Source organism: Puniceicoccus vermicola, from assembly GCF_014230055.1.
GTDB classification, from domain to species: domain Bacteria; phylum Verrucomicrobiota; class Verrucomicrobiia; order Opitutales; family Puniceicoccaceae; genus Puniceicoccus; species Puniceicoccus vermicola.
Window position 1 is genome coordinate 45,971 of record NZ_JACHVA010000101.1, and the last position, 11,682, is coordinate 57,652.

An 11,682-nucleotide genomic window follows, 5' to 3' on the forward strand; every position below is an offset into this window, starting at 1 on the left:
GAACGTTTTCCCCTTTATGTCAAAATACAACGTCTTGATGGTCCTTGCCGACCAACACCACGCGGGATTGATGGGCTGTGCCGGCCACCCGCAAGTGATTACCCCGAACATCGATGCCTTTGCCGAGTCGGGCATCCGGTTTGATCAGGCCTATGCGCAGAACCCGATCTGCACACCGAGCCGGGTCAGTATCCTGAGTGGTCAGTATTGCCATAACCACGGCTACTACGGTTTGTCCGGGCGCGCCCCCCGCCTGGACAATCTCTTCCGCCACTTCAAGCGGAATGGGTATCGGACGGCGGGATACGGAAAGTTGCATTTGCCGGAGTCGCCGGAGAGTTGGATTGCCGACGATGTCGATGAGTTTGGCGACACCTATGAAACCTGTGACGGGGAGCGGGGCACGACCGAGTATTTTCGGTATTTGGAGGAGCGGGGACTCCGGGAGTGGGAAGACAGTTATCACAATCCCTGGAATTATGGGAAGAATACCATCTCCCTCGATGCCCAGCCGACGCGTATGCCCTATGAGCATACTCACGAAATGTGGTCGACGCGCAAGGCAATGGATTTTATTGAGGCCGATCCGAATCGACCGTTTTGCATTCAGATTTCGATGCAAAAGCCGCATCATCCCTTGTTGCCGGTGCAGAAGTTCTGGGACCTGTATCCGGACGATCTCAATCTACCTTCTACTATTGGAAATGATGCCTCTCACCGGCCGCCGCACTTTCAGGAGGCCGTGCGTCAGTTCCGGTCTTTGCAATGGGATTATGCCCGTGAGGGCGAATCCTTTGAGGACGGTGCGCGGCGGGCCTGGAAGGGGACGCTGGCTTGCGTGACGCAGGTGGATGATGTTTTTGGGAAGCTGCTGCGTTTTCTCGAGGAAAAGGGTCTGTCCGAAAATACGATCGTGATCTATGGCAGCGATCACGGCTGTTACCATGGAATGCACGGGATTTCGGAAAAGGCTCCCGGGATCTGCTCGGACAATGTTTGTCGCGTTCCGATGATCTGGCGAGTCCCCGGTGTTACCCCGAAGGGAATGGTCTGCGATCAATTGGTTGAAAACATCGACATGACCCCAACCCTGGCGGAGTTGTGCGGATTGCCGTCGTTCGATTCTGCGGACGGTCTGGACATGACCGAGCTTCTGCGTGGCCACGACCAACCGCTACGCGATGTAGCGGTGACGGAGAATGTCTGGAGTAAGTCGATGCGGTGGGGGAAGTGGCGATTCGTTCACTACCAGCCCGAGCACTTCGACGGTGCGGATGTGGGCGAGCTTTACGATCTTGAAGCCGATCCGGAAGAAACCATTAATCTCTACAGCGATCCCAAGCATGCTGACCAAGTCGTCACCTGTCGGCGTCTGCTGCTGGAATGGATGATCCGCACCCTGCGTTCGAGCACCGGGCAGGAGACGGTGAAAAACGAGAACCTGCCAAACTATACGAAAGGGATGCATTTTACCTATCCGATTTGCGAGGACGGGCGTCTGCCAACTCCGCTTCAACCTCGTAATAAACGGTACAATACGATGTATTTGTAGAGTAGCTTCTGGGGTAAACTCTTCTTCGACAAGGTTGGCGAGTCGAGCCCGGTATGGTAGTGAACTTCCGGGGGTGGGTTTGTCCCCTTTGCCTCGCGTTTGATCGGAATCGAGAGGGAAGAGAGTGGACCGGGGAGGCCGTGGTGAGTTGATATTGGTTCAGACCGCCGAGTGAATCGAGGAAAGTTTCCATCTTTTGTCACGGTATTCGTTGTTCTCAGGGGGACAGGAACTGAAAAACTTCAGTTTTGGACTTTACTTCTCACTTATGATAGTAATAGATGAGGATCATCAATTCGATTATCCCTCTGGCTATCATGAACCCCGTCTTGGTGTTGCCTCGCATGGATCTTAGCCGGTGATGGATTCAAATCCCTTAGTTCCCTATTTACTATGAAGTCCTACTGCTCCATCTTTGCCTTCTCGCTTTTCGTATATTCCTTGCTTATCCAGTTGTCGTGGGGTCAAGACATATCGGAAGGGCCGATGGGGGGTGCGGTTCTTGACTACGATCGGGGTGATCTGATTTGGCAGCTAGGCAAAGAGGATATCGGTGAAGGGGCGATCCCTGCCTCCGGTTGGGTCGAATTCGATGTCACGATTACGGAGCCGGGTTGGTATGTTCTTTCTTTTCAGGAGATGCCGTTTTTTGCGCGGGAAATTCTAGTCGATGGAGAGCGAATGGCCATGACTTTCAGCGAAAGCGTCAAGAGTGCGGCCGAGCTTCAGGGTATTCCATTGAAGGATCTGACGGTCGATGGATGGGCGAAAGAGGTGAATCTTCCGCTGGAGGCGGGAGAACATACGATTCGTTTGGCGCGTTATGGACGCATGGGATTCCCGAAAGGGTTGCCTCGCCAATGGTCCTTGGAGCGCGCTTCCCAGGATGCGCCCCAAGATCGTATTTATGTTCGGGTAGAGGGTTACCGGGAACTGCGATTGGGCGAACCTTTGAAGTTGAAAGTTACATCCGGGTGGGGAGATGCATCGCAATACGAAATTTACCGGGCGAACATGGAGACCGGCGAGCAAGAACGGGTTGGAGAGCTCGATTTCGCGGAGTCGAATCGGTTTGAGACCCAAGTCCTGGAGATTCCGACGCCGGAAGAAGGGGTTTTCCAGCTGCTGGCCAAAACGGGTGATACGTATCTTACCCACCAAGAGTTCATCGAAGGTCCCTACTTTGTCATCGATACGGAAAACCGATCGGCCCCCATCTCGGCCAATGCCAAAAAGAAGCTTCTCTACGACATCGACTGCATCACCAACACGATCAATGGCGAACCGGTCGAACTGAACGTCAACTACTGGGAGGCAAATGGGGCGACTCGGATTAGCGAGACCGAGGCGGGTCGTTATCGCGAGTCGGGAAATGGGATGGGGCCGGAGACCAATCCGTTGGCGAAAAATATTCAAAACAACTTCTCTGGATTTTCCTACCAGTTCGACGTCCCGGAGCCCGGCAAGGCCTACTTGATCGAAATCGATCACCCGGACGATGCATGGCGGTCCGTCTGTGTCCCGTTTGTGGAATACTACAGCTTTAATCCGGAAGGTCCTTCCAACGGCTACGCGCCGCGGGCTTTTGCCTATGAGACGGGGGGCACGCTTCCGCTTTCGAATGAGATGCTGACGGAATCGTTTTTCACTTGGCCGAATGGTGAGAAAATGGTGCTCGGGCTTGCATCCTCTCGTATCGGCAAGCGTGCGGCCGCTGCACGAATCCGGATTTATGAGATCCAGGAGCAGTTGCCTGCCCAGACGCGGGGAGCGGATGGACGTTTCATGGGACTTTTCATGGAGGAGCCGGAACGGTGGCACAATCATTTCAATACACCTCCGAACCTGGAAGGGCCCGTGAGGGATTTCATCGGACTGAACCGAGTGATGGAGTGGGCTTCCTATATCGGAATGAATGGTTTTTGGCCGTCGGTCACGGCTTATCAGAACACGACCTATCCCTCGAAGGAGCTCGAAGGGTATCTTATCAGTCACTACAACACTCCTCGGTTGAGTGCGTTGCTGTGCGAAAAATACGATATGGCCTTTGCGGGAGATATCTTTCTGGCCCGGCAGAAGTATTTTAATGATCGGACCATGTTGGAGGGGGGCGAAAATCCGGAGGACCTCTACACGACCACTTGGTGGGGGTATCGCTACGATCCCGAGGTGCAGGGGGGGATTTTGCCCACCTGGAATATTCTTCATCCTCGGGTGCAAGACAAGATGATCGCGATATACGGGGAAATCGCCGATACTTTGGGAGATACCGAGTCATTCGTCGGGTTGGCCGGTCGTCTCATGAGCTGGCGCTGGGATGGGCTTTATGCGCTCTCGAGCCTCAACTGGGGATATTCCGATTGGACGATTGAACAGTTTGAAGCCGATACCGGAATCCAAGTTCCAGGGAAGGTCGATGACCCTGAACGTTACGAGGTGCGTTACCGTTTTCTGACTTCCGAAGCGATGATCGAAAATTGGATGGAGTGGCGAAACGGTCGTGTGACTGATTTCCTGAAACGTCTCGGTGCGCGCATTCAAGAAGCGAAGCCCGATGCCGTGTTTTATTTGGCGGGTTCAGCCGAGAGTGACCAGATTCACAATCTAAGTCTTTCGGAGAATCTTTCGGAACGCTATCGATCAATGGGAATCGACGTGGATGCACTCGGCCCGGATTCGGGAGTTTCGATCATGCCGATAGGATTTTTCGGACGCGGAAAACCGCGCACCTATTATGAGGATCAAGAGGCGTATGACGTCTTTATGGATCCGACTTACTCAACTAGCGGGGGCGGGGCGGTCACCAGTTTTTCCCACAGCGGATTCTATCAGGAGTGGGGAACGGAATTTCCGTATGAAAAGCTGGGAATGCTCTTGAAGCGTCGTCCGCATTATTGTACTGGATCAGACGCCGCGGGAAGAAATCTGCTTGAACGGCTTTCGGTGGTTCTCGCCGAGCAGGATACGATGGCGATCCGGCAAGGAGCCTATCCGCTTCTGCACGGACGCCGTGATTTCTTCTCCGAGTGGATGGCGGAGTTCTCCAGCCTGCCGCGCCGATCCTTCACACCGGTGGAATTCGCCCGGGATCCGGTCGCGGTCTGGGAGCGCGAGGATGAAGAAGGCTATCTTTTTTATATGGTGAATCGCGAGCGTTATCCGGTGACGATTACACTGAATCTGACGGGCGCGGCGTCCGTGCAACGCATGGGGACGGGTGAGCCGCTGCCTTTGCGTATGGATCGGCTCGTGGTTCGATTAGAACCTTATGCGCTGCAATCGTTCAAAGCCCCTCATGAGGCGAAGATCGTCGATGCGGATATCGCGGTGCCGACCGAGCAGATCGTGCTGCTTGAAAATCGGTTGGCGACGATCAGAGAACTCGGGGCTGAGATCGAAGACCGGGAGGATGACGCGGCCGAGGAATATCGAAGCCGGATGGCTCTTGCCGAGCAGGCTCTGGAGGACGGTGCATTCTGGAGGGCTCGGACACTGATGGCGTCTGCCCCCATGATCAAGATCTATGATGATCTCGGTTCGTTTCCCGAGGGAGTGGTTCACGTCCGTTACCCGAATTTGCTGGAGCAGACTGTAGCAGGCCGATACGACCCGGATAGTCCGTTTCTCGATGCCGAGGACCTTTTGGGAGATCTGGAAACCACGCAAGGAATAGAGCTGGTGGATTCGTCCGTTTTTGATCCCGACTGGAGCTATACCCCGGTCATCCGCAGCGAAGCCGGAAGTCTTACATTTAGGCTCGATGTTCCGGTGAATGGTTTTTACCGCCTCAGTTTCGGCTATGTGGTGACCGAGCCCACCTCGCTGGAAGCCACTCTGGCAGAAGGCGAAATCTCGAAGTCTTTCGAGGTTCCGGAGTTCGGTCTTCCGGAAAAGGGCGTCTTCGGCGAGTTGAAGTTGGAAGCGGGCACTCTGGATCTGACGGTTTCGGCTCCGGTCGATTTCGGAGTTTACGCCGTTCAGTTGGAGCCCGTGTTGCAGTCGCTGCCAACGACACTATGGTCGACGGTCGGGAATTTTGGAAGCTATTGGGATACGAGCGTGCGTCGGCGTGAATTTCAGGATCCGTTGATCCGGCAAGGGGCGGAGCGTGAATACGGACCCGAGAAAGATCCCTCCATCGATGCGACCTACGTAGACTTCAAAGGCAAACCGGTGACTTGGAGTCAAACCGAAGAAATCATCGCTCTTAACGAGGACAACGGTGTCAATTTTGCGCCCCGCGAAGGTATTATCAGCAACGCGATCGCTTTTGCCCAGACCTTTATCGAAAGTCCGGTTGAGCAAGAGGTTATTCTCTATATCGGGACGGATTGGTGGGCAAATGCCTACTTTAACGGTGAACTTTTGCGGCCCGCTGCGGGCGAGGAATTGAGCCAGCGTCATGGCTATTGGTATTCGGGATGGAAACCGCGTCCGGTTCGGGTGACTCTACAGCCCGGTGTGAACCGCTTGCTGATTAAGAACCAGGGGGGATCCATGCACAGTTGGTTTACGGTTCGCATGACCGAGACCGGCGATCTGAGGATCGGACCGACCCCCGAGTCGGTGCAGTGAAACTGATTTTAACAATTCCCTATCGACCCATGAATCAAAAAAAACTCCTCTCCCTATTCGGCTTCATCTTCATCGCTGTCGTATCATCGGCTCTGGGCGAAGATACGGTTGCAGACGGTATCATCTCCCGTGACGGATGGTCTTTCGACCGCCATGGCCTGGAAGGGCGACCGGAGGAGATCGATGCGCTTCTCGCGGAAAAGGGGAAACGGTTCAAGGCCAGTGGTTGGGTCGAGTATGACATCGAGGTCCCTGGGACCGGTTGGTATGCCCTTTGGCTTGCCGGGAGCCCTCCGGAGTGGCCCCGTGATCTATACATTGATGGAGAAACCGTCATTCGTCTCGGGGTTTCTTATGGGAGCGACGTGAATGAAACTCCTCCCGGCCATCCGACTTGGTATAAAGAGGCTAACCTATTTCTGGAAAAGGGCAGTCATGCGCTTCGCATTCAGCGTTTAGGTTTCCCCGGAATGTTGCCGACGGCTTTGGAGCTCCGTCCGGTTTCGGGAGAAGCTTCCGGAAGTATTCGTGCTTTGGTGGGTGCAGACCGTCTGGTCGAGGCAGGAGAATCGACAACTCTCGAGCTGATCGGAGGAACCACACGGCCCTTGGATTATGAGTTTTACGTGCAGAACGAAGTTACCGGTGAACTGTCGCCGGTCGGGAATCTGTTGTTCCCGAAGGCGGATACACCGATTCATAAAGAGGTCGCTTTTACCCTTCCGGAGCCGGGGCTCTATTCGATCGTTGTCCGTGCCGAAGGTGAGGTACTGCGTCCATCGGATGTGAAAGGCGGATACTTCGTCGCGGCGGAGAAAAGCGGGCATGGAATCGTTCAAGACGGATTCCGTCTGGCGGGGGTCTTTCGCGATGGAATGGTGATCCAGCAGGGAAAGCCATTGCCGGTATGGGGAGTCGCTCCGGCCGGTGAAAAGGTGCAGATCTCTCTGGGCGGACAAAGTGCCGAAACGGTGGCCGACGACGATGGACTGTGGGAGGTGATTTTGGAGCCCATGAGTGTCGGAGGCCCACCCATGCAGTTGGTTGCTACTGCCGGTGACGAGAAACGTACCTATGACGATGTACTGGTCGGTGAAGTTTGGGTGGCTTCGGGGCAGTCGAACATGGGAGGACGTATGGACATCAGCCCGAACTTCGACGAATGGTTGGCTCGTGGGGACTATCCGGATGTCCGCGTGACTTCCTTGAAGCAATGTGAAACGGATGACGGAGATCCTCTGATCGAAGGATATCGTTGGTCGGATGCAGACTTTCAGGGCGATGAAAAGGCAATCAAGCAGTGGAAGCCGATTCAGTATGCTTTCGCCACCGATCTGCATCGCGCACTCGATGTTCCCGTGGGCATCGTCATGGTCAATCGCGGGGGAACGGTGATTTCGACTTGGACCAGTATGGACTTGCATGAAAACCATGAAGCTTTTCGTCCTATGTTGGAGGGGCTTCATGCAAACCAGCGCGAACGAGTGCCGGAGCTGACCCATGTTCAGGACTATATCGGTGACATTCGAAAGTGGCAGAAACGGTCCGAGAAGGCGAAGGCTCAAGGGAAAATAGCCCCGAAGATGCCCGAGCCTCAGTTGGAGATCTCTCGGAAGAACGATCCCGGCTACTTGTTTGAGGCGTTGATCGAGCCATTGGCCCGTTTTCCGGTCCGAGGGATTATCTGGTATCAAGGAGAGAGCGACAGCAGTATGGCCGAGGCTTACCGGGATCGATTTCCGGCGATGATCCGAAATTGGCGTGAACTTTGGGGTGAGCCCGATCTTCCATTCTATTTTGTGCAGATCGCCTATGGGCAAGGAGAGCGTTTTGAGGGAACTCCCGGAGATTACAGGCATGGGGAGATCAAGGAAGCGCAGGCGATGGCTCTCACCGTTCCCCATACCGGGATGGCTGTCACCGATGACTTGATGCAGCCCGGCGACGACGTGCACTATCCGAATAAGTTGCCGGTAGGGCATCGCTTGGCTCTCATTGCGCTGGCGAATACTTATGGAATGGATCTGGAATACTCCGGTCCCGTTTACCGGGAACATCAGGTGGAGGGGGATCGGATTCGGCTCTTCTTCGATCATGCCGAAGGTCTTGAGGTTGCGGGTGGAGAGTCTCTGCGAAACTTCTGGATCGCCGGAGAAGATCGCGAATGGTTTTGGGCGGAAGCCCGAATTGACGGGGAAAGCGTCCTCGTGAGCAGCCCGGAGGTAACGGATCCGGTAGCGGTTCGATACTCTTGGGGAGATCAGCCCATGGGAACCAATCTGGTTAATGCGGCAGGATTGCCGGCGCCGGTCTTTCGAACCGACGATTGGCCGATGGAAACCGAGGGTGTCTACTGGATTAAGAAGGATTAGGGAGAGAATAAGCGGTCAGGTGGGAGACTTTTTCGAAGCGGTCGCTCTCCCTTTTGAAATCAATGCCGGAGCTGGAACTGTTCGTCGAGCCAGCGCCATGCGAGCCGGTCGAATTCGGCGGACCAGTCATGGCCGAGGCCGGCTAGGGGAACGATCTCCTTGTCGTCGGTTCCAAGGCGATTGTAGATTCCCCAGACGCTGTAGGCCGGAGAAATCGGATCGATTAAGCCTGCGTTCATCAAGACGGGACATTCGACGTCGGGCGCGAAGTTCATGGGATCGTAGTAGGCAACGCATTGCCCTCGGGCCGTTTCCAGCCCGGAAGGCGGTGTGAACATTTCGATCGGGTCCGTCCCGGGAATCGGGGTGGTTTTCGCCTCATTCAAGTCCTCTTCCCACCGGAGATGGGGTTCGTTGCCGGAGTTGGCGATACAGGAGACGATTGCGGTTACGCGTGGATCCAATGCGGCGACGATCACGGAAAGCCGCCCGCCTTGGCTACCCCCGACTGCAGCGAGCTTTCCGGGAAGAACGTCGGGTCGGGAGGCCAGGAGATCGACCGCCCGTTGGGCTCGGAGGTAGACGTTGTGAAAGTAGTTGGCTTCGACCGGATCGTAGACCTGATCGCGTTTATAGTATCCAGCCAGTTTTTCGTAGTTTTCCAGATCGACGTCTTGACCATGAATTTGAATATCGAGAGCGACGTAGCCGTGGCGGGCATGCTCAAGGGGGCGGGGGCGCGCGGCGAATCCGGCTCCGGGGAGGACCAGCATGGCAGGAAACGGACCGTCGCCGACTGGTTTGGCGAGCCAGCCGTACACGCGTTTTCCCTCGGGACCCTTGAAACTGATTTTGTAGGATTCGACTTTGTCGTAGACAATTCCTCCCGGGTCGTAGCGAGCGGGAAGGTTAGCGGATTCGCGGTTGTAGGCGTCGATCTGCTCGGCAGTGAAAACTCGGGGAGTGTCTTCGATTCTAGGGTCCAAGGGAATCTCCGCAGATTGGTCGAGAGCCGTTTCCCAGAACCGGGAAAAATCGTCGGGCCGAGTCTTGGACATCGGCATTTCGGTCGGATCGATGCCGAATGTGCAAACTCCCTCTTCGGGTTCCTTCAACCCGGTATCCACCGCAATGCGGAGGTCGTAAAAACCCGGAGGGAGATCGCGGGTGTCGATGTCGATTAGAAAAAGATTGGCGGGTAGTGGTTCGGCCTTGCCCGTCCGGAACTCTTTCCGGATCTGATTGAGGTGGAGAGACCAGCTCATCGAGATCGCTTTGACATTCACCTGACAGTAGATTCGCACTTTCCGAGGATTCTGTTCGAAGATAAAGTTCGGCGATTCCGCACAGAAAAAGCTGAGGTTCGGGTTTTGCGGGGGAGAGCCTTTGATGCTCCAGGGACGTGCGAGGTTGAGATTCATGGAGTGAAGCGAGCTGCTCGCGGGGCTCAATAAGGCGAGTGACAGGAGGAGGAATCGAAGGAAATGCATCGGGTATTGGCAGGTTTATCCGTAGAAAAGAGCCATCGGGGAAAATGGCCCGGTGGCTCCCTTCATGAGGTGGGTTCTTTGATCGTCGGGAGGATGTTCTGGGAGGAGAGGTTTCCTAGACTTTGAGGCGATCCGGGCTGAGTTCGACCCAGCCGACGCCGGGGACGGCGGCGTGACCGGGGTGGGTATAGTGTTTGGCATAGGCATCACCCGTGGAGCGACACCATTCGGCGAGGAGTTCACGGTGCTTTTGGAGGGTATTCGCATGACGCTTCTCGACGGCCAAATTGATCATCTCGCCGGGATCGTCCTCCAGATCGAATAGCTGTTCGTTATTCTCTCCCCAGCGGTGTGCTATGTATTTGAAGCGTGGTGTGCGCACCATCCGTGCTTCGCAGGCGTTGTTCAAGCGCGTTTCTGCTATGAGAACCTCGCGGGCGGAGCTTGAAGAATCGACGCCTTCATGGCGAAGGCTTCTTCCGCAAAGGCCTGCGGGTGGCGTAACGCCTGCGTAGTCGCAGCAGGTAGGAAGGAGGTCGAACCCAATCGATACGAGCTGGTCGTCTGTGACACCCCGGCGGGTATCTGCCGGGTCGCGCACAATCAGCGGCACGCCGACACTTTCTTCGTAGAGCACCTGTTTGTGGAAAAGTTGGTGGGCCGCGTTCATCTCACCGTGATCGCTGGAAAGAATGACCACCGTGTCGTCCGCGAGTCCGGATTCGTCCAGTGCGTCCAGAATCTGACCGATCTGAGCATCTACCTTCTCGATCAGCCGATAGAATTGATGGCGGTAGCGGCGCCAGCGTTCCTCGGAGTAGGGGGTGACCGCCTGATTTTGAGCTTGGGCTCGTCTCAGGCTAATGACCTGAGGCTCGCCTGTCGAAGGGCGGAAATTCTGGGGAAGGTTCGGGTACTCGTCGACTGGCACGTCTTGTACTTCTCCCCAGGGGAGTGGCTGGTTTCGGTCTGCCTCGCAAATGTTGTGTGGGTTGTCGAACCCGGCCACTAGAAAGAATGGCCGTGGATCATCGACCTGCAGGAAGCGAGCGCAGGCCTCGGGGAGATGGTTGTCATCCAGCCCGCAAATCCGTTCGAAGCCAAAGTCTTGATCCGAGGGCTCCGGGGGACCGAGATCTTCGAGCGAATGATCGCTAATATGCCACTTCCCGCCCCATCCGCAGCGATAATTCCCCTGATCCCGAAGGAGACGGCCCAAGGTGGGCGGGAGATCTTCCTTCTTCCAATCCGTCTCAAATCCCGTAATTCCCAACTGGGAGGGGAGTCGGCCAGTGATCATACTGGCGCGGGAAGGGGTGCAGAGAGGGTGAGTGCAGTAGGCGTTGGTATAGCGGACCCCGCGTTGAGCCAGTCGATCGATGTTCGGCGTCTCAAGATCGGAGTTCCCCGCACAACTGAGGGCGACTGGGTTGAGGTGATCTCCAAAAATGTAGAGGATATTCGGTTGTTTTTTGTGCATGGTTCGCGGGGGGATTATTTCGATTTTACGAAAATCCCATATGATAGTTTCGGGGGTTTGTAGGTCAAATGACTTTGTTTCGAAGAGAATATTTCGAGTTGAACATCAGATTGTTGCCATCTCGGCGAGAAGTTTTCTTGCTATTACTATTATATGATAGATAATGGTTCTCTCTTGATCAATACCTCAGTTGATTATTTAGCTCTAACTCCC

Annotated in this window: 5 protein-coding genes; 3 read left to right on the forward strand and 2 right to left on the reverse strand. The window is 55.2% G+C overall.

What is annotated here, in order from left to right; genetic code table 11:
• Nucleotides 1-16 precede the first annotated feature (16 nt).
• The 3 genes from H5P30_RS12495 to H5P30_RS12505 all read left to right on the forward strand — a co-directional run bounded on the left by H5P30_RS12495 (nt 17) and on the right by H5P30_RS12505 (nt 8,499).
• A complete protein-coding gene (locus tag H5P30_RS12495; RefSeq protein ID WP_185693260.1) occupies nt 17-1,552 on the forward strand; it encodes a sulfatase family protein in 1,536 nt (511 codons plus the stop codon).
• Nucleotides 1,553-1,945: 393 nt separating this feature from the next.
• Nucleotides 1,946-6,127: a hypothetical protein gene (locus H5P30_RS12500; RefSeq protein ID WP_185693261.1), complete on the forward strand. Its 4,182-nt coding sequence runs from the start codon at nt 1,946-1,948 to the stop codon at nt 6,125-6,127.
• Between the two features lie 29 nt (nt 6,128-6,156).
• On the forward strand, nt 6,157-8,499 hold the full coding sequence (locus H5P30_RS12505) for a sialate O-acetylesterase (RefSeq protein ID WP_185693262.1): 2,343 nt from the start codon (nt 6,157-6,159) through the stop codon (nt 8,497-8,499).
• 59 nt (nt 8,500-8,558) lie between these two features.
• Here H5P30_RS12505 and H5P30_RS12510 read toward each other — a convergent pair whose 3' ends face one another.
• The gene (locus H5P30_RS12510) at nt 8,559-9,920 is read right to left on the reverse strand and encodes an acetylxylan esterase (RefSeq protein WP_185693263.1); all 1,362 of its coding nucleotides are present in this window, start codon (nt 9,918-9,920) and stop codon (nt 8,559-8,561) included.
• Nucleotides 9,921-10,104: 184 nt separating this feature from the next.
• On the reverse strand, nt 10,105-11,469 hold the full coding sequence (locus H5P30_RS12515; protein ID WP_185693264.1) for a sulfatase family protein: 1,365 nt from the start codon (nt 11,467-11,469) through the stop codon (nt 10,105-10,107).
• Nucleotides 11,470-11,682: the final 213 nt, after the last annotated feature.

Bases quoted from the DNA above. Each gene is read 5' to 3' on its own strand.
- H5P30_RS12495 (WP_185693260.1), top strand. From the start codon at position 17: ATGTCAAAATACAACGTCTTGATGGTCCTTGCCGACCAACACCACGCG.
- H5P30_RS12510 (WP_185693263.1), bottom strand. From the start codon at position 9,920: ATGAATCTCAACCTCGCACGTCCCTGGAGCATCAAAGGCTCTCCCCCG.
- H5P30_RS12505 (WP_185693262.1), top strand. From the start codon at position 6,157: ATGAATCAAAAAAAACTCCTCTCCCTATTCGGCTTCATCTTCATCGCT.
- H5P30_RS12515 (WP_185693264.1), bottom strand. From the start codon at position 11,469: ATGCACAAAAAACAACCGAATATCCTCTACATTTTTGGAGATCACCTC.
- H5P30_RS12500 (WP_185693261.1), top strand. From the start codon at position 1,946: ATGAAGTCCTACTGCTCCATCTTTGCCTTCTCGCTTTTCGTATATTCC.